A 19,982-nucleotide genomic window follows, 5' to 3' on the forward strand; every position below is an offset into this window, starting at 1 on the left:
GGTGAGCGTCCTGTGGGCGCTCCTGCGCGACAACAGGGTCTTCACCCCCGCTCCGGTCGCGCAGGCGGGTTGACTTCGTCATTGAGACTCCGGGGGTGGGCGGTGGTCACTGACCCTAAGGGACCCGGCGGGCGCCGGGAAAGACGAGGTTACCGGTGCGTAACCCGGACCGGCCGCGGCGGATGACGGGCCGACCGGGTAGCGGACCGCACTCGGCCGCTTCGACGGCTCCTGTGGAGAGTTCCCCAGGAGGGCGGTTGCCGCCACCGGGTGAGCGGTCACCGTCTAGGCTTGACCCCGACATGGAGCAGCAGGAGTACGCGGTCGGCGCCACCCGGGTGGCCGCCGGCGGGCCGGACGGACGCAGGGGCGCGGCAGGCCGGGGGACCGCCGACGCCGCCCTCGCCGTACACCGGGCCGGCTTCCTGCCCGCAGCCGCCCCCAGCGGTGCTGACGCGGCACCTGGGGCCGCCGCCGAAGGCCGTGCTGACGGCCCGCAAGCCGCCGGGCCGGACCTCTCGCCCGACCCGGGCCTGCTGCGGCTCGCCCATTGGTTCGCCGCCGCCGGCCCCGGCACCGCGGACGACCTCTGCACCGCCTCCTTCGGCCTCTATCCGGCCCGCCACCTCGGCGCACCCGCCGAGCCCGCCGACCCTGGCGTCAGCTGGTGGCACGGTCCCACCGCCCACGGCGCCACCGTCGCGCGCGCCCGCCGGGCCCGCGCGACGGGCGCGCTGCGCCGCGCACGGCGCGACGAGGCCGCGCTGCCCGTCGTCCGGTCAGGTGCCAAGCCGGGCAGGCCCGGCAGGCACCGCAAGCCGGAGCGGGTCCGGCTGCTTCCGGGCACAGCCGCCGAGGCGCAGGATCGTTCCACCGCAGGGCTCCCGGACGGTGCGCTTGCCGGCGGTGCACTTGCCGGCGGTGCCGCGGTCGGTGGTGCCGCGGCCGGTGCCGGACTCCCCGCCGCGGAGACGACCGTCGGCGAGCTCCCCGCCGTCGAACTCCCCGACGCCGAACGCCGCATCGCCGCCCGACTGCTGCTCGCCCACCCGCTGGTCACCGCCTCCGGCCCGCACGCCGACGGCTTCCCGCTGATCCGCCGTCACCGCGACTGGCTGACCGAGCGCTTCGACACCCTGCTCGGCTACCGCCTGGTCGTCGGGCCCCGGCACGCGCGGCTCTACAAGTCGGGGCTCGGCCCCGGCGCCGCCCGCCGACTCGAACACCCCGCCACCGGCGCCCCGTTCACCCCCGCCGGCTACGCCCAGCTCTCGCTCGCCCTCGCGCTGCTGGTCGACGCCCCCGAGCGACTCCGGTACGGGCGGCTGCTCGACGCCATGCGCACCGCCGCACCCGGGCTCACCGCCGAACCGGCCGACCTCGCGATGGCGCTCGCCGCGCTCGCCGCCTGGCAGGTGCTCGGCGACCTGCCCGCCGACCCGGCCGACACCGACGTCGTGCTCACCGTCGACCGCGAACTCGCCCGCGCCGTCCCGGCCGGCCCGCCCGCCCTCGCCGCCGACGCCGCCGACCTGGTGCGCCGCGCCGCCGAGGCCGAACCCGCCACCGCCGTCCGCCGCCTCCTCGCCGAGACGCCCGCCGTCCTCGCCGCCGACCTCCCCGAGGACCAGCGCACCTGGCTGCTCGAACACCGGCTCAGCGGCCCGGCCGCGCTCGCCGAGTTCCTCGGCCTCGAAGCCGAACTGCGCGCCGAGGGCGTCGCCCTGCTCGATCCGGCCGCCGAACTCACCGACCTCGCCCTCCCCGGCGCCGACACCCTCGCCCACGCCACCCTGCTGCTGGTCGAGCGCCTGGTCGAGGAGGTGCGCCCGCTGCCCGGCGAGGCCACCGACGGCGACGTCCCGATCCCGGACGCCCTGATAGACGGCGTCCTCGGCGACATCACCGACGAGTACGGCCTCCCCACCCACTACCTCGCCGACCGCACCGCCCTCCGCCGCGACGCCCTCGACCTCCTCCACCGCCTGGGCCTCATCACCCCCACCCCGCGCACCACCTGGCTCCTGCGCCCCCCGGCCGCCCGGTACGCCCCGGCGCCCGACCTCCACCCCGTCCCCGGCACCGGCCGCCACTGCCGCCCCGCTCCGGCACCCGCACGCGAGGAGCAGCGGGCGTAGGGCGTTTCCGGGGCGGGGTGGCCGGAACCCGGCCTCTCAGGAGAGCCTGCGGGCGTACGCGGCCCGCTCCTTCCGGCTGGTAGTGAGGACTGAAGTCGGGATGGGAAGCACTCGCGGCCCGCCCGCCGCTGACGGTCGAACACGGCTGGGAGGACCTGGGCGCCGTCGACGTCGTGGTGTTCCGCGTCCGGCGCAGGATTCCGCCCTCAGCCGGCTGGTGGGCAGCCGCGACCCGAGCACGTTCGTCCGGGTGGGGCGGTCGGAAGAGGATGCCGAAGCGGCGCTGGACGTCCTGCTCGACGCGCTCGGGATCGGCCGGGAGGCGCTGACGTTCCTCGGCGACGTGGAGACCGGGTTCGAGTGCGTCGACGGCTCCTCGTGAGGGGCGCCCGCTGAGCCGGCCGGGTGCTCGGCTGCCCGCAGGGGAAGTCGGCCGGGCCGACTTCCCGTGCTGTGCGGGCTCGCCGCCCGGCGGCCGGCGGGCTCTTCCGGCGCGGGAGACGCGGAAGTACCGCGTCCGGGGTGGGCGGCGGTGCCGGGCGGGGTCGGCCCTACTTGCTGGCCGTGGTGGTGGCGACGGGGCTGTGGCGGACCGTTTCGACGGTGGCGCCGACACCGAGGGTTCCGAGGGCGATGGAGGCGAGGACGGCGGTGCAGGCGAGCAGGCGGCGGTGACGCTGGGGGAGCGGGAAGCGCGGTTCCTGGTAGGGCGCCTGAGGGCTGGCGTTCATGACAGGGAGCGTTCCAGGGCGGTGTTAACGGTCGGTACGCGCGGGTGAAGTCCGGGCGGGGGTTGAGCGTCGGTTGGCCGGCCGCGTACGCCCCACCCGGCGCGCCGGGCGTCGCCGCTGGTCAGCGGGGTCGTCCGCGGTCGACGGGGGCCGGGCGGCGGGGTCGTCCGCGGTCGACGGGGGCCGGGCGGCGGGGTCGTCAGGCCGCGTGCTCGGCGCTCGGCTCGTGCGCGGTCGCGAGGTAGTGCGAGAGCGCCCGCCGGCTGCGGGTGAGGTCGGCGATCCGGGCGTCCAGGTCGGCGAGTTCCTCGCGCAGGGTGGCGAGGAGCTGGGGGCAGGCCTCGAGCACGGGCATCGGACCGGTCGCGCAGGGCAGGAGTTCGGCGATGACCCGGGTGGTCAGGCCGGCCGCGAGGAGGCTGCGGATCTGCCACACCCGCACGGTGTCCTCCTCGCCGTACTCGCGGTACCCGGCGCTGGTGCGGGCGGGCCGGAGCAGGCCCTGCTCCTCGTAGTAGCGGAGCAGACGGGTGGACACCCCGGTCAGGCGGGCGAGTTCTCCGATGCGCATGATCGGGGAACGCGAGCGGTGGCCGGGGTTGTTCCCGCCCGTCTCAGGACGTGACGAACTCCAGCAGGACCTCCCGCAGTTGGGGCAGGGCCTCGACCACCGGCAGGTGCCCGCACGGTAGTTCGACGTAGCGGGCGCCGGGAATGCCCTCGGCGAGCAGCCGGTGCTGGGACGGCTGGACGAGCATGTCCTCGGCGGTGCCGACGACCGTCGTCGGGACGGTGATCGCGGACAACTCGGCCCGTACGTCGGCCCGGGCGGCGAGGCCGAACTGCTGCCGGAAGCCGTCCGGCTGCGGGGACTCGAGCGCCTTCGCCAGCTCCGCGAGCTGCTCGGCGGCCAGGGCGTCCACCCAGCTGTGGCCGAAGACGACGCTGAGCACCAGCCGGGCGAGGTCGCCCGGCCGGTCGTCGAGCGCGACCATGAGCTCCGCGAGCGTGCTCAACCGGGCCGAGCCGCCGGCCACGCCCGCGAGCAGCAGCAGCGACCGGACCCGCTCGGGGTGGCGGGTGGCGATCCGCACGGCGACGGCGGCCCCCAGCGAGTAGCCGGCGAGGTCGAAGGTGGACAGCCCCTCCTCGTCGGCGGCGGCGACCAGCCGCTCGGCCAACTCGTCGAGGGTCGGCTCGCCGGGCTCGTACGGGCTGTCGCCGGAGCCCGGGTAGTCGGGGGCGACGACGGTGCGGTGCGCGGCGAGGTCGGGCAGCAGCGGGCCCCAGTTGTCCCGGGCGCTGCCGCCGGCGCCGTGGGCGAGCAGCAGGCCGGGGCCCGACCCCTGGACGATGCGGGCGAGCGGGGCGAAGGGGGCGGGGATGGACGACATGGCGGTCTCCTCCGTGGGCGGGTTCGTTCCGACACCGCAGGACGCTAGGAGTTCACACCGGTGAGAAGGTCAAGCGGAGGATCGAGGCGGAGGAGCAGGAGGCGGAGGAGCTGTCGGAGGAGCAGGGTCGGAGGAGCACGGTCGGAGGTGTGCGGCGCCGACCGGATCGGACGGACGGGACGGTCCGACCGGCGACCCTGGTCACGCGGAGCGCCGGAGCGACTACGCTGGGCTGCGAGGAGTGCTCTCGGTACGAAGGGCCGGTGCGCTCCGCCGCCGGGGCGCTCACCCGTGCCCGCGTCGGCCACGCCGGTGTGCGCCCCGGGCCGGACGGCCGCCGAGGAGGTGATCAGGGCCGTGCCCGGAATCGTCAAACCGCTGCCCGCCGAGTGGTTCGTCGCCCACGACACCAATGCCGAGATGCGCTGGGACGCCCTGCGCGACGCCGACGGCACGGCCGCGATCGGCCGTCACGTCCCGACGGAACGGTTCTTCGTCCGCAACCACACCGGCACCCCGCTGATCGATCCGGACGGCTGGCGGCTGAAGCTCTTCGGCAGCGGCCTGCGGGGCGCCCCGTCGGCCGGGCGGGCGGTCGAGTTCGGCCTGGCGGACCTGCGGGCGCTGCCGTCCACCCGGATCGACGCGCTGATCGAGTGCGCCGGCAACGGGCGCCGCTACTACCGGGACCAGCAGCACCAGGACGTGCCCGGCACGCCGTGGGCGCTCGGCGGGGTCGGCTCGGCGAGCTGGCGAGGGGTCCGGCTCGCCGAGGTGCTGCGGGCCGCCGGGCTGACCGAGGACGCGGTGGACGTGATGGCGGTCGGGCTGGACCGGCACTACGTCGTCGGCGGCGTCGACCACGGCCCGGTGCGCCGCCCGCTGCCGGTGGCCAAGGCCGTGGACGACGTGCTGCTCGCCTACGAGATGAACGGCGAGCCGCTGACTCCCGACCACGGCGCGCCGGCCCGGCTGGTGGTGCCCGGCTGGGTGGGCGTCGCCTCGATCAAGTGGGTCGGCAGCATCGAGGTGGCCGACCACCCGCTCAGCTCGCCCTGGAACACCGACTTCTACCGGATGTTCGGCCCGGACCACCCGCCCGGCGGCGGCGCACCGCTCGGCCCCCAGGTGGTCAAGTCGGCCTTCGAGCTGGCCGTGGGTGCGGAGCTGGCGGCCGGTCGCGAGCACCGGTTGCACGGGCGGTCCTGGTCCGGTGGCGCCCCGGTGGCCTTGGTCGAGGTAAGCACCGACGGCGGGCTGAGCTGGCGGCCCGCCGAGCCGGCCGACGAGCCGCTCGCCGGCAACTGGACGCGTTGGAGCGCCGCCTGGCGCCCCGAGCGGCCCGGCCGGTACGAGCTGCGCGCGCGTGCGACGGACCGGCTCGGCGCCACCCAGCCGGAGCGGGCACCGTTCAACCGGGAGGGCTACCTGTTCGGCGCGGTGGTGGCGCACCCGGTGACGGTGGTCTGAACGGACCCGGGTTCAGCCGGTGGACTGGACCTCGTACGGGGCCGGGTAGTGGGTCTCGTACGGGGTCAGCACCAGCCGCACCACGTCCTCCAGGCGCCGCCGGGCGTCCCCGAGGGTGGTGCGGCCGGTCACCCAGGCGGTCAGCTCGCCCTGCCAGGCGTGCGCGACGATGTGCCGCACCAGCTCGCTGGCGGCCGCCGGCACCTCGGACGTCACCGCCTGGAGGGCGGTGCTGTCCGCCCGGGCCATGCCCTGGAGGGCCTCGCTGGCGAAGGGGTCGGTGGAGGCGGCGACGGCCACCCGCAGCCGGGCCAGTTCGGGCTGCCGTTGATAGGCCCGCATCCCGCCCCGGACGAACCGGACCGCACGGTCCGTGGCCCCCAGCCCGGCGCGCGGCCCGCGCAGCTCGGCCACCAGGTCGGCCAGCAGCAGGCGGTGCCATTCGGCGATCGCGGCCGCCAGCAGATGGTCCTTGGAGGAGAAGTAGCGGTACGCCGTCCCGAGCGCGACTCCGGACCGCTCGCAAACCTGCTTCATCTGCAGCCGCTCGACACCGATCTCGTTCACCAGGGCGAGCGCGGCCGCGATCAGGCTGTCGCGGCGTTCGAGCTGACGCGGAGACATCGCCTCCACCGGTCGTGGTGACAGGTCAACCTTGGTCACCCGCACCATGATACGGGCCGGGGCCGCTCAGGAGTATGACGCCGTCCGGCCCCCTGCCGTTCGCCGGGCGGTCACTGCGGTGCCCGGGGCGGGTGCATTCTAGGCCAGCCCGCGGATCAGCGCCTCCTGGACGGCCGAGGCCACCAGTCGGCCGTCCCGGTCGTAGAACTCGCCGAGCGACAGGCCCCGGCCGTCCGAGCAGGACGGGCTGCGCTGGGCGAAGAGCAGCCACTCGTCGGCCCGGAACGGACGGTGGAACCACATCGCGTGGTCGAGCGAGGCCATCAGCAGCCGGGGCGGCTCGGTGCGCTGGAAGAAGTTCGGCTGTTCGTGCAGCCCCGCGGTGGAGGCCAGGGTGAGGTCGGACAGGTAGGTGAGCGCGCAGGTGTGCAGCAGCGGGTCGTCGACCGCGAAGGGGGTGGCGATGCGCAGCCAGACGAACTGCTGCGGCATCCCCGGGACGACCGGGGGCACGCCCGGGGCGTCCTCCGGGACGAAGCGCAGCTCGAGGTCGCGGAAGCCGTCGGAGGCCTTGATCGCGGCGCGCAGCTCCTCGTCCCAGTGCGAGAAGGCGTCGGGCAGCACCTCGGGGCCGGGCACCGGCGGCATCGTGCGGTGGCGGCCGCCGGTCGGCTCGGGACGCTTGAAGGAGGCGGTGAGGCTGAAGATCTCGTTCCGGTCCTGCACCGCCCGGACCCGCCGGGTGGCGTAGGTGACGCCCTCGCGGAGCCGTTCGACCTCGTAGCCGATCGGTCGGGTCGGGTTGCCGGGCAGCAGGAAGTAGCCGTGCAGCGAGTGCACCGTGCGCCCCTCGCAGGTGCGCCCGGCCGCGGCGAGGGCCTGGGCCGCGACGTGGCCGCCGAACGCGCGCATCGGGGCGCCGGCGTGGCAGTAGCCCCGGAACGTGTTCTCGTCCAGCTGCTCGATCTCCAGCAGGTCGGCGAACGGGAAGGCCGGGCGGGGCCGTCGCGCGGCCGGGATCTGCTGTTCGGTCAGGTCGGTCACCGGGCCATAGTGGCAGAAGCCAACCGGGTGGTGGTGTGGCGTGGATAACATCCGGGCGGGGTGGAACGCGTTCCAGTTGACGTTGCGGTCGACGTGACACGGGACCCTCGGTGCACGGGGCCGGCTGGACGTGAGCGGCGGTCAGCCGACGGACTTCGAAACCTGCTCGCCGGGATCCGTCACCGCTTCAGGCGTCGTCGTCCCCGGTTCGGCCCGGGCCTTCGTCCCGGTCTCCGCCCCGGTCTCCGCGGCGACCAGGGGCTCGATGCCGTGCGGGGCCGCCGCGACCGCGCGCCACCAGAGCCGGAGCGCGGGAGGGCGGGCCGGCTCGAAGGGCTTGCCGGGGCGGGGCACCGCGAGGTGGGCGCCGAGGCTGTGGGCGGCGGTGACGACGCGCTCGGCCGGTTCCTCCCAGGGGTGGGTCGCCAGGTTGAAGGTGCACCAGTGGATCGGCAGCATCAGCTCGCCGCCCAGGTCCAGGTGCGCCCGCACGCCCTCCTCGGGGGTCATGTGCACCTCGGGCCAGAAGTCGCTGTACGCGCCGACCTGCACCATGGTCGCGTCGAACGGTCCGAGCCGGCGCCCGATCTCCGCGAACCCCGGGAAGTAGCCGGTGTCCCCGCTGTGGAAGATCCGGTGCCCGCCGCCCGCGACCACCCAGGACGCCCACAGGAACAGCGCGCTGGTGCGCGGTCCACGGCTGCAGTAGTGCCGGGCGGGTGTGGCGGTCAGGGTCAGCCCGGCGACCTCGGCCGACTCCCACCAGTCCAGCTCGACGATCCGTCCGGCCGGGACCCCCCAGTGCTCCAGGTGGGCCCCGACCCCCAGGGGCACCGCGAAGACCGCCTCGCTGCCGATCAGTGCCCGCACGGTGGCCATGTCGAGGTGGTCGTAGTGGTCGTGCGAGATCACGACCGCGTCCACCGGTCCGAGTTCGGACAGCGGCAGCGGGACCGGGTGCAGCCGCTTGGGCCCGGTCCAGCCGAACGGCGAGCAGCGCTCGCCCCAGACCGGGTCGATCAGGACGCGCCGTCCGCCGATCTCGACGAGCACGGTGGCGTGCCCCAGCCAGGTGAGGCGCAGCCCGGACTCCGGGGGCTCGGCCAGGTCGGCCGGGAGCAGCCGGTGCACCGGGACGGCGGCGGACGGCGCCCGGCGGAGCTTGTCGCCGGCCAACTGGGCGAGGGTGATCTCCAGCGGGCTCCGCTCGTACACCAGGCGGCGGGTGGGCACCGGGTTGCGGAAGGCGCCGTCGACGAACTGGGGCGAGCGCCGGATCCGAGCCAGCCGCTCGCCCCGGGGCTCGGCTCCGAAGGCGTCGGTCCGGACCCGGTGCCAGGCCGCGCGGTAGAGTCCGGCCAGCCCCGGGACGGCGCGCTCGGCGGCCGGTCCGGCGAGGGGCGGGGCGGGCTGCGAGGTCAGACCGGCGAGACGGGAGAACCACGGGGCGGGGCGGGGCACGGCTCCTCCAGGGACGGTCACGACTACCGGGCAGTGCCGGGGCGTGTACCCACAGGGGCGAGTGAGGCGACTGTGGTACGACAACCATCTCGTCGGAGACTACTCGCCGTGGGCCGTCCGGACCCGGTGGAGAGTCCGGCGCGGTCCATCCGGCGTACCGCACGCAGGCGCGGGACGGGCCCGGGCGCGGCCGCGGCCCGGGGCCTGCGGCCGCCCTCCAATCCGGCTACGCGTAGAAGCGGGTGTCCGGCTACGCGTAGAAGCGGGTGATCGCCTCCGCCACGCAGTGCGGCTTGGTGCTGCGCCCGCTCGTGATGGTGAACCGGACCACCGCCTGGACGCCGCCCGGCACCTCGGTGGCCGAGACCAGCTCGGCCGTCGCCCGGATGGCGGTGTTCACCGGCACCGGAGCCGGGAACCGCACCTTGTCCGAGCCGTAGTTCAGCGCCATCCGCACGCCCTCGACGCTGTAGCACTCCTTGGCCAGCACCGGGATCATCGACTGGGTCAGGTAGCCGTGCGCGATGGTCGAACCGAACTGGCTCTCCTTCGCCCGCTCCGGGTCCACGTGGATCCACTGGTGGTCCCCGGTCGCCTCGGCGAACAGGTCGATCTGCCGCTGGTCGATGGTGTGCCACTCGCTGGTGCCCAGTTCGGTGCCGACGGCGGCGGTCAGCTCGGCGAGGGAGGCGAAGGTCGTCACGGTGCGCTCCTGGAGGGGGACGGGCCCGGCTACGGGCCAGGACGCCGGAAGCGTATGCCTACCCGCCGGTACCTGTCAGGAGTGGGAGCCGGGAAGCGCGGTTCAGGGCCGCACCGCCCGGCGACCGGGCCGGTCCGGCCCGAGCGGCGCGGGGCCCGGGGAGCCCTGCCCGGTCGGGAACAGCCGCCGCCCGCTGACCAGCTCCGGCACCAGCGCGACGAACAGCGGCTCCGGATCCCCGACCCACGCCCGCAGCCCGGACCGCAGCACCCGCCGGACCTGCTCCGGGTCCGTCACCGCGTCGGCCCGCCCGTGCACCAGCACGCTCCACCCGGTGCGGGTGACCGGGTCCAGCAGGTCGGCCTGGAAGGCGACCACCGTGCCGTCGAGCCCGCGCGCGGTGGCACTTCCCCGGCGCACGGCGAGCACCAGCCGCCCGTCCAGGACCTCGAAGGAGACCGGCAGGACGGCCGGCAGCGCGTGCTCGGTGTACACCACCCGCCCGACGGGCACGGTGCTGAGCAGCCGCAGGCACTCGGCCTCGCCCAGGGTCTCCACACGGTCCTCGCGCTCCATGCGTCCGATCGTCCTCCGGTCGGCCCGCGCGTCGACAGGGCCCATGGTCCCGCGGCGGACGGGCCGGGAGCCCCGTCGGCGGCCGCCCGGGGCGGTAGCCTGCCCGGCGGGTGGAGGAACGGTGGAGGAGGGGGCGGAGGGATGGCCGGCGGAGTCGATCTGGTGGTGATCGGGGCGGACGGCGGCCCGGACCGCGCGTACGGCGGTTCGGCACGCGCCCCGGAGGGCGCCCGGCTGCTCGCCGAGGTGCTGCCCGGGATGTGCTTCGACACCGGCGCGGCCGGCTGCCGGGTCACCGGGACGGCGCCGGACGCGGACGCCAACGCCATGCTCACCGCCGTCCGGGAGGCGGCCCGCACGCCCGGCCGCTGGCTGGTGGTCTGCCTGGTGGGCCAGTTGACGGCCGATCCGCGCGGGCGCCGGCTCGCCCTGGTGACCGGGGGCAGCACCCCCGCCAACGCCTACCGGCGCGGCCTGGCGTGGGACTGGGTGGTCAGCGCGATGGTGCACGGCGACCACGAGGAGGCGCTGCTGCTGGTCGACGCGGTGGCCGACCGGGACACCTGGGCGGCGCTGGAACGCGGCGGCGAGGACAGCGCGGGCGAACTGCTCAGCTACTCCCGGGTCCCGCTGTGGGGCCGGATCGGCCGCTACACCCCGGGCAGACGCGGCCGGGACGCGGTGCTGCCGGGCGGCGAGGGATCGTTCAGCCGGGCGCTCACCACCGTGCTGGGCCACGGCGTGCCGGGTGCCCCCGCGGCCGTCGCCCCGTCGGACCTCCAGCCCGCCGTCGCGGCATTGCTGGACGGCGGCGGGCCGGCCGGTAGTTCGGGTGCGCCGGGCGCGCGCCTGCTCGTTCCGCCGCAGGGCGGGCGACTGTTGATGCGCAATCGGGCCGCGGTTCGCGGCGCATTGGCCGGATTGTCGCTTTCCGAGGAACTGTTGGCCGTTCTGTGGCGGGAAAGTGCCCCGACGGAACCGCCTTCCGCGTAAGGTCAGGAGGCCTGAGGTGTTGCCGTGATGGGGTGGGTTGGCGAAGAATCGATCCCCAGCGGAAACACCCGCGGGACGGCGGAATTCTCCTGGCGGCCGTGGATCACGGATCGGCTCGGTCGCGACGAGGTGGGGCGATGCGGCAGCGCGGAAATGTGGTGCGCCCTGGGGCGGTTGGCGTTGCCGGGGCGGTTCTGGTGTTGCTCCTCGGCGCTTGTGCGAGCGGTGGTGCCGGTGGTTCCGTCGATCGTCTCGGGTCGCCCGCGCCCCCTGTTGCGGGAGTGAACCCGTTAACTCCTTCGAGTGGTTCGGCAAACGCCTCGATCGCGCCGACGGACGGTCCGGAAGGGGCCATGGCGCGATTGGCCGTGAAGGCGTATCAGGACTGGTGGCAGGCGCAGGCCCAGGCTTTCGGGGACAAGGATTCGGACGGTTCGACGCTCGAGCAGTACTCCTCCGGGCGCGCACTGTCGGACACCCTGGTCGGCCTGCGTCAACTCCACGACGCCAAAGCGGTGATGACCGGGACGCCGCGCAATTCGGCGGTGGTCAGGTCGATCGACCTGAAAGCGGACCCGCAGACCGCGGTGATCGAGGACTGCGTGGACCTGTCGGCCTGGCACCGCGTCGACGCCGTCACCGGGGCGGCGAAGGACCCCGGGCAGCGCTTGAACCGGTACGTCGCGACCGCGTCCCTGCGCAGGTTCCAAGCACACTGGCTGATCTACGAGTTCACTCGGGAGGTGGACCGGACATGCTGAACGCGCGGAAACCGGCCCGGCGGTTCGCGGTCGTCGCGTCCCTGTCCGCCGGGCTGCTGCTGACCTCGGCGGTGGCGGCGGCGGCGGACGAGCCCCCGAGCGGCGGGGCGGAGCAGTGCTTCCCGAGCGTGATCTGCGCTCACGCAGGTTCCGACGGGACGACGCCCGCTCCCGGGGCGTCGAACCCCGGCGGGGGCGGCGGCGGACTGGACCCCGGCCCGCAGGTGTGCAGCTACCACGGGGTGGAGTGGGCCTGCCACGACCCGCAGTGGGGCTGGTTCGACAGCGGCCAGGGATGCTACTTCCGCCCGCTGGACAACCCGCTCCCCGAGAGCGACCCGGCCTGGGAGGGGCACACCGCCAAGGACGGCTCGCTCAACTCGAAGGTCTGCCCGCAGACGAACGGCGGCCAGGACGGCGCCCAGATCGTCTTCGTGCCCAACGGCCCGAACGGGCAGCGGCCGAAGACCCTGGCGGAGCTCAAGCAGGAGGCCTTCGACATGGTCCGCCTCCCGCAGCCGGTGGGCCGGATCGCGCCCGCCGGGACGGCGGTGGTCAACGCGCCGGTGTGGCTCTGGGCCGAGAACGTGGCGCCGCCCAAGCAGGGGTACGCCGCGGCCGGCGGCGTCTCGGTCACCGTCACGGTCCGGCTCACCGGCACCACCTGGGACTTCGGCGACGGCCAGACCAAGGAGTGCGCGACCGCCGGGACGCCGTACGACGCCGCGTACGGCGCCGCCAAGTCCCCGGACTGCGGCTACGAGTTCAGGACCGGCTCGGGCGCCAAGCAGAACGGCGCCTTCAGCGCCACCGTGACGACGCACTGGGAGGCCGACGTGGTCGTCACCGGCCCCAAGCCGGAGAAGTACACGCTCCCCCCGCTCAGGCAGGACAGCGACCCGTTCGCGGTCCGGGTCGGCGAGGTACAGGTGCTCAACTGAGGCCGGCTGAGGCGGGCTGGGTCCGGCTGAGCCCGGCGCCACGGCCGTTCGACCACTGACCAGTCAGAAGTGAACGAGGAAGGGCGGAACCCGGTGGAGAACCGTACGTTCGCGACGCCGGGATCCGGCACCCCCGCCGGCACCGCGGTGTCCGCGGCAGCTCCGGAGCAGCGGGAACCGGGCCGCGGCGGCGGCCGGGCCGCGGCGCACGCGCCCGGGCGGACCATGCGGGCCCGGCGGCGGCGCCCGGCGGTGCTCGCGATGGCGGTCGCGCTGATCGCGGCCGGCGGGCTGGGCGGTGCCGTCCTCTACAACAGCACCGGGCAGCGGGTCGCGGTGCTGGCGCTGGCCCGGGACGTTCCGTGGGGGCAGGTGATCACCGAGGACGACCTGGTGGTGGCCCGGATCGCGGGCGACCCGGCGCTGCGGCCGGTGTCCGCGCAGGACCGCGCCAAGGCGGTCGGCATGCGGGCCGCCACCGACCTCAAGCGCGGGTCCATGCTGACCGGCTCGGACCTGGCGCAGGGGCTGTCGGTGCAGCCGGGCCAGATCGTGGTCGGGGTGTCGGCCAAGCGCACCCAACTGCCCGCCGGCCGCCTCCAGCCCGGCATGCAGATCGTCGTGGTCAACACCCCCGACAACGGCCGGCCCGACTCGCTGCCCGCCACGGTCATCACCGTCGGCCGGGTGGACACCGACGGCAGTCAGGTGATCGACGTGGCGGTCGGCTCGGCGGACGGGCCGCGGCTGGCGCAGTGGGTGGCCGGCGGGCGGATCCAGGTGCTGCTGGCGCCGCGGGCCGTCACCGGCGGCACCGGCAGCCCGGCTCCGACCGGAGCGGCCTCGCCGACCGCCCCCGCGACCGGCTCGCCCTCCGCCGGTGCGGCCGCCCCGCCCGCCGGTGCGGCCACCCCGCCCGCGACCCAGGCCGGCCCGGGCGCCCCCGCCGGAACCGGGGGCGCCTGATGGCGGTGATCGCGGTGGTCGGCGGCCCGGGCGCGCCCGGCGCGACCACGACCGCCCTGGCGCTGCTGCTGGCCTGGCCGCTGCCGGCCGGCCGGCGGATCCTGCTGGTCGAAGCCGACCCGGACGGCGGCGCCGTGCTGGCGGGCGCCCTGGAGGGCCGGGTCGAGGCGGTGTACGGGCTGCGCAACCTCGCCGTCGCCGACCGGCGCGGGCTGCTCGCCCAGACCATCTGGGAACAGCTGATCGACCTCTCGCCCGAGGGCGACGCCGAACGGCTGCTGCTGCCCGGCCTGACCGACCCCGCCCAGGCGCCCGGCCTCGCCTACACCTGGGAGCCGCTCGCCGAACTGCTGCACGGCATCGAACAGCAGGGCTACGACGTCGTCGTGGACCTCGGTCGCTCCGGCGCCACCGGGGCCAGCGCGGTGCTGGCCCGCCGGGCGGACGTGGTGGCGGTGACGGTCCGCACCACGCTGCGCGGGCTCAGCGCGGCACGCCCCCGGCTCGCCGCGCTCGCCGACGACCTGACCGCCGGCGGGACGGGGGCGGACGCGCTCGGACTGCTGCTGGTCGCCGAGGGCCCGTACTCCGCGGCGGAGGTGTCCCGCGAGTTCGGCCTGCCGGTGCTCGGGGTGCTGCCGCACGCCGTCCGGACCGCGCGCGTGCTCTCCGACGGCGGGGACACCACCGACCGTCGGTTCGTCCGCTCGGAGCTGATGCGCGGGGCGCGTTCGGCGGCCGACGAGGTGCAGTCGCTGGTCCGCCGACGGCGGCAGCGGCTCGCACCGGCCGCCGCGCCGACGCACGCGGCGGGGGCCGGTGCCGGGGCCGCCCAGCTCACGGCGCCGAACCCGAGCGCGCCCGGCCCGAGCGCGCCCGGCCCGAGCGCGCCGATCCCAACCGCGACGACCGGACCGACCACGCCGGCCGTGCCCGCCCCCGGTCCGGTCCCGGTGCCGGGGCCCGTGGTGCCGCCGGTGGCCGCCCCGGCCCTGTACGGAGCGCAGCCTCACGGGCAGGAACCGTACGGACCGCAGCCGTACGGGCAACCGGCCCACGGCCACCAGCCGTACGCCCAGCCCTCGTACGCCCAGCCCTCGTACGCCCAACCGACGTACCCGCCACCGACGTACGGGAACCCGCTCCGCGGCCCGGCCGAGGACGAGCCGCCCGCGTACGCCCCGCCGGTGATCACCACCGGTCCCGTCGCACCGCTGGCGGGCCTGGCACCGCACCCGGCCGCCCCCGCGCCGTTCCCGGCGCACGTCCAGTCGGCGCGACCGGCCGAGGAGGACGGGCAGTACCCGCTCCAGCAGCCCGCCGGGGCGGAGCACCGGACCGACGGACAGCCGTACCCGCACAACCCCGGGGAGGTGCTCCGTGCGCGGTAGCCCCCTGCACCAGCGTCCGACGGCCGACCCGGCCGCCCTGCCCTGGTCGGCACCCACACCCGCGTCACCGACCGCGCCCGGCTACCGGCCCGGCCCGGTCACGCCCCAGCCCGTCGCCCCCGCCGGTCCCGCCACGCCCGGCGGCGCCACCGCGCCCACCGCCGTGCCCTCCCAGCTGCCCTCGCTGGACCTGCTCGGCGCCGCCACCCGACCGGCCGTCGACCCGCAGGTCGCCCGCGAACTCAAGCGCCAGGTCGCAGCCGAACTGCACCAGCAGATCTCCCGGTTGACCGACGGCTCCGGCGCCGAGCCGGACCGCGCCACCCGCCGCCAGCGCGGCCGCGCGCTGATCGAGGAGGCCGTCGCCCGCTGGTCCGACGCGTACGCCCAGACGCACGGCATCCCGCCCACCCGGGAGCAGGACCGCGCCCTCGCCGAGGCGGTCTTCGACCTGCTGTTCCGGGCCGGCCGGCTCCAGCCCTACCTCGACGACCCGGAGATCGAGAACATCCTGATCAACGGCTGCGACGACGTCTGGGTCTCCAAGGTGCACCAACCCCTGCGCCAGGTGCCGCCGGTGGCCGACAGCGACGCCGAACTCGTCGAGCTGCTCCAGGACCTGGCCCGGCAGCACGGCGGCGGCGAGCGCAGCCTCTCCACCGCCAGCCCGACCCTCGCCCTGCGGCTGGAGGGCGGCATGCGGCTCCAGGCGCTCACCGAGGTGACGCCCCGCCCCTACGTGGCGATCCGGCGCCACCGGGTCGCCTCGGCCACGCTGCCGGAGATGGTCGAACTCGGCACCCTGGACCGCACCCTGGCCGCCTTCCTGGCCGCCGCGATCCGGGCCCGGAAGAACGTGATGATCACGGGAACCCAGGGCGTCGGCAAGACCAGCCTGCTGCGCGCGATGGCCGCCGAGATCCCGCCGGACGAGCGGATCGGCACCCTGGAGTCGGAGTTCGAGCTCTGGCTGCACACCCTCGGACACCTGCGCCAGGTCGTCCCGATGGAGGCCCGCGAGGGCAACGGCGAACGCGTCGAAGGCCGCCTCGCCGGGGAGTTGACGATCGGCGACCTCATCCCCGCGGCGCTGCGCATGACGCTGTCCCGCATCATCGTCGGCGAGGTCCGCTCCGGCGAGGTCGTCCCGATGCTGCGGGTGATGACCAACGGCGAGGGCGGCTCGATGTGCACCCTGCACGCCCGCGGCCCGCACATGGTGGTCGACCGCATCGCCGAACTCTGCCTCGAGTACGGCTCGCACATGACCGACGCCCTCGCCTACCGGCTCACCGCCAACGCCCTGGACCTCATCGTGCACGTCACCATGGTCGACGAGACCGCCGTCGGCGGCCGCCGGCACCGCTTCGTCTCCCACGTCCTGGAGGTCACCGGCCTCGGCGAGAGCGGCCGCCCCGCGCTGAACACCGTGTTCGGCCCCCGGCCGGACCTCGGCGAGCCGCGCGCCGTCCCGCACACCCCGCCGCAGTGCCTGGACGACCTGCGCCGGGCCGGCTTCGACGCCGCGCTGCTCGGTTCCCGGTACGGCGGCTGGGAAGCCCCGCTGCAGCTGCGGATCGGCGGTGGCGGCCGGTGATGCTGCTGTTCGCCCTGTGCGGGCTGGCGGTCGCCGCCGGCCTGGTCGCGCTGGTGGCCTGGGCCCGCGGCAGCGAGCCCGCCGACGAGGACGAGCCGGACCGCCGGGACAACCCGCTGGCCACCCGCGCCCACGTCCTCTGGTACGGCGCCCCCGGCGCGGCCTCGCCGCGCACCGTGCGGCTGCGCCGGATCCAGCTGCCGCTGGCGCTCGCCGGCGCCCCGCTGGCCTGGCTGTTCACCGGCATCCCGCTGACCGCGTTGCTGGTGCCGCTGGCCGTCTTCGGGCTGCCCTGGCTGTTCGACACCACCCGCCCGGACACCCGCCGGATCGAGCGCCTCGAGGCGCTGTCCGAGTGGACCCAGCGCATCGCCGACGTGCTGCTGCTCGGTGTCGGCCTCAACCAGGCCATCGTCACCAGCCGCCGCACCGCCCCCGCCGCCCTGGAGGACGAGATCGGCGAACTGGCCGCCCGGCTGCAGGCCCGCTGGCGGCCCGAGGAGGCGCTGCACGCCTTCGCCGACAGCCTGGCCGACGCCACCGCCGACAAGGTGCTCGCCGCCCTCGTGCTGCGCGCCGGGGACAGCGGACCGGGCCTGGCCCGGACGCTCTCCGACATGGCCGACTCGGTGCGCGAGGAGGTCCGCCAGCGCCGCGCCATCGAGGCCGACCGGGCCAAGCACCGCACCACCATCCGCTGGCTGGTCGGCATCATCGTGCTGGTCGTCACCGTCGGCTCCTTCAACACCGAGTACACCCGCCCGTACGGGACGCTCCTCGGACAGGTCGTGCTCGCCGTGGTCGCCGCCCTGTTCGTCGCGATCATCGCCTGGATGCGGGCGCTGGCCTCCCACCCGCCGGTGCCCCGGCTGCTCGTCCCCGACCGGCGCAGCAGGAGCGGCCGTCGGCCGGCCGGGTCCGCGCAGCAGCCCGTCGAACACCTCGGGGAGGCCCGGTGATCTCCCCCTGGCCGGTGCTGGCCGGCGCCGTCGCGGCCGGCGGCCTCGCCCTGCTCATCGCCGAACTGCGGCCCGCGCCGCCCGACCTGCGCCAGGCCCTGGACCGGTTGCACCGCGCCCCGGCGGACCGGCCGCAGGACCCGGACGAGCGCCCGCGCTGGTTCGACCGGATCGGCGAGCGCTCGCTCACCCTGCGCGGGGTCTCCGTCCCGCGCCGCGAACTCGCCCTGATCGGCCGCACCCCGGCCCGGTTCATGGTGCACAAGCTGCTGTTCGCCGCACTCGGCCTGGTGCTGCCCGCCTACCTCGGGGCGATGGCCGCGGTGATGGACGTCGGCCTGCCGTTCGCCCTGCCGCTCATCGCCGGGCCGCTGCTGGCCGGGCTGCTGTTCTTCGTCCCCGACGCGATCGTGCGCGGCGAGGCCAAGGAGGCGCGCACCGAGTACCTGCACGGCATCGCCGCGTACCTGGAACTCGTCGCCCTGGAACGGGCCGCCGACTGCGGCCCCGCCGAGGCGCTGCGCCGGGCCGCCGCCGTCGGGCAGGGCGCGGTGTTCCGCCGGATCCGCGACGCCCTGGAGCGCGCCGCCACCGACCGCCTCCCGCCCTGGGCCGGACTGGACGCGCTGGCCGAGGAGTTGGGCCTCAGTCCGCTCCAGGACGTGGCCGACATCATGCGGCTGTCCGGCACCGACGGCGCGGCCGTGTACGACACCCTGCGTGCCCGGGCCAGGGGCCTGCGCGGCGAGCTGCTCGCCGAGGACCTCGCCCGCGCCAACGCCGACAGCGAGCGGATGGTCGCGCCCGGTGCGGCCCTGACCCTGCTGATGACCGTCCTGATCGTCTTCCCCGCGCTCCACCAGATGCTCAACTGAACCGACAGCCCGAGCAGCTGACACCACACCACACTCCCGGGAGAACCCGATGACCGTACGACTCGCCCAGCTGGCCGGCCGGGTGCTGCGGCCCGTCCTGCTGCCCGTGCAGTTCGCCCTGCTGCTGTTCACGCTCCGGTTGGGCCGGCTGCGGGCCGCCCGGGCGCGCGGCGACCGCGGCGCCATCAGCATCGAACTCGCCCTCGCCATCATCGCGTTGGTGTTCGTCGCGGGCGCCGTCGCGACCGCGCTGTACCTGCTGAAGGACAAGGTCGTCACCAAGGTCGAGCAGGACCCGAACATGCCCGGCGGAGCGGGCGGCGCCACCAAGTGATCCGTCCGCCTCGCCGCCGCGGTGACCGGGGGTCGATGAGCATCGGTCTCGCCATCGTCTTCCCGGTCGTCCTGCTGCTCGTGCTGCTCGTCGTCCAGGCCTCGCTGTGGTGGTACGACCGGCAGGTCGCGCTCACCGCCGCCCGTGAGGGCGTGGACGCCGGGCGGGTGCAGGGGAACGCGACGGACGAGGTGAAGAACGCGGCCGCCCAGCGGCAGGCCCGGGACTTCCTGGACCGCCAGGGCGTGCGCACCTACCAGGTGCGCACCGACGGCAGCACGCCCGAGACGATCCGGATCACCGTCGAGCTGACGCCCCCGCTGCTGATACCGGGACTCACCGCGCCCAGCATCCGGCAGTACGCCGAGGCGCCGCGCGAGCGCTTCGTCCCGCCGGCGGTGACGCCGTGAGCGGCGGTCGTCCGGTGCTGCACGCGGGCAGGCACGGACACGGACCCGGGCACGCGCACCGGGGCGGGCGGGCGCGGGTGCCGGGCCCGTGGCCGCGGTGGCGCCCGCGTCGCCGGGACCGCGGCGGGATCGCCATCGAGGCGGCCATCGTGGTGCCGGGCGTGGTCGGTCTGGTGCTGCTGGCGATCGCGGCCGGCCGGGTGCAGACGGCGGCCGGCACGGTCGAAGCCGCCGCCCGGGCCGGGGCCCGGACCGCCTCGCTCCAGCGCAGCACCGCCGGGATGGACCAGCCGGCCAGGGACTCCGCCCTCGCCGTGCTGCGCCAGCAGGGCGTCTCCTGCCGCAACGGCGACGTCCGGGTGGACCAGGGCGAGCTGGACCTGCCGGACGGGCCGGTCGTGACCGTGAAGGTCACCGTCGTCTGCGACGTCGAACTCGCCGACCTGCTCGGCGGGCCGTCCGGCGTGCCCGTGACGAAGCACCTCGCCGGGGAGTTCACCTCGGTGGTGGACCGTTACCGCGGCACGTGACGGCGGCTCGAGGCGGCACGCGGGCCGTGCCGGGCGATCGGGGGGTTGGGGACGGTCCGCGCGGGGGAAACGCAAGCGGAGAGC

Annotated in this window: 22 protein-coding genes; 14 read left to right on the forward strand and 8 right to left on the reverse strand. The window is 75.6% G+C overall.

Features of this window, described 5'->3' with window-relative positions; genetic code table 11:
- The first annotated feature begins 302 nt into the window (after positions 1–302).
- Together ACGF07_RS21685 and ACGF07_RS21690 are read left to right on the forward strand one after the other, a co-directional pair.
- On the forward strand, positions 303–2,138 hold the full coding sequence (locus tag ACGF07_RS21685) for a DUF2398 family protein (RefSeq protein WP_392901248.1): 1,836 nt from the start codon (positions 303–305) through the stop codon (positions 2,136–2,138).
- A 250-nt stretch (positions 2,139–2,388) separates the two neighbouring features.
- Positions 2,389–2,520: a hypothetical protein gene (locus ACGF07_RS21690; protein WP_350740099.1), complete on the forward strand. Its 132-nt coding sequence runs from the start codon at positions 2,389–2,391 to the stop codon at positions 2,518–2,520.
- A gap of 169 nt (positions 2,521–2,689) precedes the next feature.
- Here the strand turns inward: ACGF07_RS21690 and ACGF07_RS21695 are convergent, their stop codons facing one another.
- From ACGF07_RS21695 to ACGF07_RS21705, 3 genes are all read right to left on the reverse strand, one after another.
- A complete protein-coding gene (locus ACGF07_RS21695; protein ID WP_350740102.1) occupies positions 2,690–2,869 on the reverse strand; it encodes a hypothetical protein in 180 nt (59 codons plus the stop codon).
- Between the two features lie 199 nt (positions 2,870–3,068).
- Entirely contained in the window at positions 3,069–3,440 is a 372-nt protein-coding gene (locus ACGF07_RS21700) for a MerR family transcriptional regulator (RefSeq protein ID WP_350740105.1), read from the reverse strand.
- 43 nt (positions 3,441–3,483) lie between these two features.
- Complete coding sequence (locus tag ACGF07_RS21705) at positions 3,484–4,263, reverse strand: alpha/beta fold hydrolase (protein ID WP_392901250.1); 780 nt, start codon at positions 4,261–4,263, stop codon at positions 3,484–3,486.
- 291 nt (positions 4,264–4,554) lie between these two features.
- On the opposite strand from ACGF07_RS21705, the gene ACGF07_RS21710 reads away from it, so the two are divergent.
- Positions 4,555–5,733, forward strand: a complete 1,179-nt coding sequence (locus tag ACGF07_RS21710) for a sulfite oxidase (RefSeq protein WP_392901252.1) — start codon at positions 4,555–4,557, stop codon at positions 5,731–5,733.
- 12 nt (positions 5,734–5,745) lie between these two features.
- Here ACGF07_RS21710 and ACGF07_RS21715 read toward each other — a convergent pair whose 3' ends face one another.
- The 5 genes from ACGF07_RS21715 to ACGF07_RS21735 form a co-directional block, all read right to left on the reverse strand.
- Complete coding sequence (locus tag ACGF07_RS21715; protein ID WP_350740111.1) at positions 5,746–6,396, reverse strand: TetR/AcrR family transcriptional regulator; 651 nt, start codon at positions 6,394–6,396, stop codon at positions 5,746–5,748.
- Between the two features lie 99 nt (positions 6,397–6,495).
- Positions 6,496–7,401, reverse strand: a complete 906-nt coding sequence (locus ACGF07_RS21720) for an acyl-CoA thioesterase (protein ID WP_392901254.1) — start codon at positions 7,399–7,401, stop codon at positions 6,496–6,498.
- Between the two features lie 141 nt (positions 7,402–7,542).
- Entirely contained in the window at positions 7,543–8,763 is a 1,221-nt protein-coding gene (locus ACGF07_RS21725) for an MBL fold metallo-hydrolase (protein WP_392901412.1), read from the reverse strand.
- 349 nt (positions 8,764–9,112) lie between these two features.
- On the reverse strand, positions 9,113–9,565 hold the full coding sequence (locus tag ACGF07_RS21730; protein WP_392901256.1) for a MaoC family dehydratase: 453 nt from the start codon (positions 9,563–9,565) through the stop codon (positions 9,113–9,115).
- A 102-nt stretch (positions 9,566–9,667) separates the two neighbouring features.
- A complete protein-coding gene (locus tag ACGF07_RS21735; protein WP_392901258.1) occupies positions 9,668–10,141 on the reverse strand; it encodes a pyridoxamine 5'-phosphate oxidase family protein in 474 nt (157 codons plus the stop codon).
- A 141-nt stretch (positions 10,142–10,282) separates the two neighbouring features.
- On the opposite strand from ACGF07_RS21735, the gene ACGF07_RS21740 reads away from it, so the two are divergent.
- The 11 genes from ACGF07_RS21740 to ACGF07_RS21790 all read left to right on the forward strand — a co-directional run bounded on the left by ACGF07_RS21740 (position 10,283) and on the right by ACGF07_RS21790 (position 19,898).
- Positions 10,283–11,134 carry a hypothetical protein gene (locus tag ACGF07_RS21740; protein WP_392901260.1) on the forward strand — a complete coding sequence of 284 codons (852 nt, stop codon included), beginning with the start codon at positions 10,283–10,285 and terminating at the stop codon, positions 11,132–11,134.
- Between the two features lie 353 nt (positions 11,135–11,487).
- The gene (locus ACGF07_RS21745; RefSeq protein WP_392901262.1) at positions 11,488–11,895 is read left to right on the forward strand and encodes a hypothetical protein; all 408 of its coding nucleotides are present in this window, start codon (positions 11,488–11,490) and stop codon (positions 11,893–11,895) included.
- On the forward strand, positions 11,889–12,836 hold the full coding sequence (locus ACGF07_RS21750; protein ID WP_392901263.1) for a hypothetical protein: 948 nt from the start codon (positions 11,889–11,891) through the stop codon (positions 12,834–12,836). Before ACGF07_RS21745 ends, ACGF07_RS21750 begins: the two co-directional genes overlap by 7 nt.
- Positions 12,837–12,929: 93 nt before the next feature.
- The gene (locus ACGF07_RS21755) at positions 12,930–13,802 is read left to right on the forward strand and encodes an SAF domain-containing protein (RefSeq protein ID WP_392901265.1); all 873 of its coding nucleotides are present in this window, start codon (positions 12,930–12,932) and stop codon (positions 13,800–13,802) included.
- On the forward strand, positions 13,802–15,193 hold the full coding sequence (locus ACGF07_RS21760; RefSeq protein ID WP_392901267.1) for a hypothetical protein: 1,392 nt from the start codon (positions 13,802–13,804) through the stop codon (positions 15,191–15,193). The genes ACGF07_RS21755 and ACGF07_RS21760 overlap by 1 nt, the downstream gene beginning before the upstream one ends.
- Complete coding sequence (locus ACGF07_RS21765; RefSeq protein WP_392901269.1) at positions 15,183–16,790, forward strand: ATPase, T2SS/T4P/T4SS family; 1,608 nt, start codon at positions 15,183–15,185, stop codon at positions 16,788–16,790. Before ACGF07_RS21760 ends, ACGF07_RS21765 begins: the two co-directional genes overlap by 11 nt.
- Positions 16,790–17,749 (forward strand): type II secretion system F family protein, encoded by a 960-nt coding sequence (locus ACGF07_RS21770; RefSeq protein WP_350740140.1) that lies wholly within the window; start codon positions 16,790–16,792, stop codon positions 17,747–17,749. Before ACGF07_RS21765 ends, ACGF07_RS21770 begins: the two co-directional genes overlap by 1 nt.
- Complete coding sequence (locus ACGF07_RS21775) at positions 17,746–18,624, forward strand: hypothetical protein (protein WP_350740143.1); 879 nt, start codon at positions 17,746–17,748, stop codon at positions 18,622–18,624. Before ACGF07_RS21770 ends, ACGF07_RS21775 begins: the two co-directional genes overlap by 4 nt.
- A 49-nt stretch (positions 18,625–18,673) precedes the next feature.
- The gene (locus ACGF07_RS21780; RefSeq protein ID WP_350740146.1) at positions 18,674–18,958 is read left to right on the forward strand and encodes a hypothetical protein; all 285 of its coding nucleotides are present in this window, start codon (positions 18,674–18,676) and stop codon (positions 18,956–18,958) included.
- 35 nt (positions 18,959–18,993) lie between these two features.
- Positions 18,994–19,368: a TadE/TadG family type IV pilus assembly protein gene (locus ACGF07_RS21785; RefSeq protein ID WP_392901271.1), complete on the forward strand. Its 375-nt coding sequence runs from the start codon at positions 18,994–18,996 to the stop codon at positions 19,366–19,368.
- Complete coding sequence (locus ACGF07_RS21790; protein WP_392901273.1) at positions 19,365–19,898, forward strand: TadE/TadG family type IV pilus assembly protein; 534 nt, start codon at positions 19,365–19,367, stop codon at positions 19,896–19,898. The genes ACGF07_RS21785 and ACGF07_RS21790 overlap by 4 nt, the downstream gene beginning before the upstream one ends.
- The last annotated feature ends 84 nt before the right edge of the window (positions 19,899–19,982 follow it).

This window comes from Kitasatospora sp. NPDC048194 (genome assembly GCF_043202455.1).
Classification (GTDB): Bacteria; Actinomycetota; Actinomycetes; order Streptomycetales; family Streptomycetaceae; genus Kitasatospora.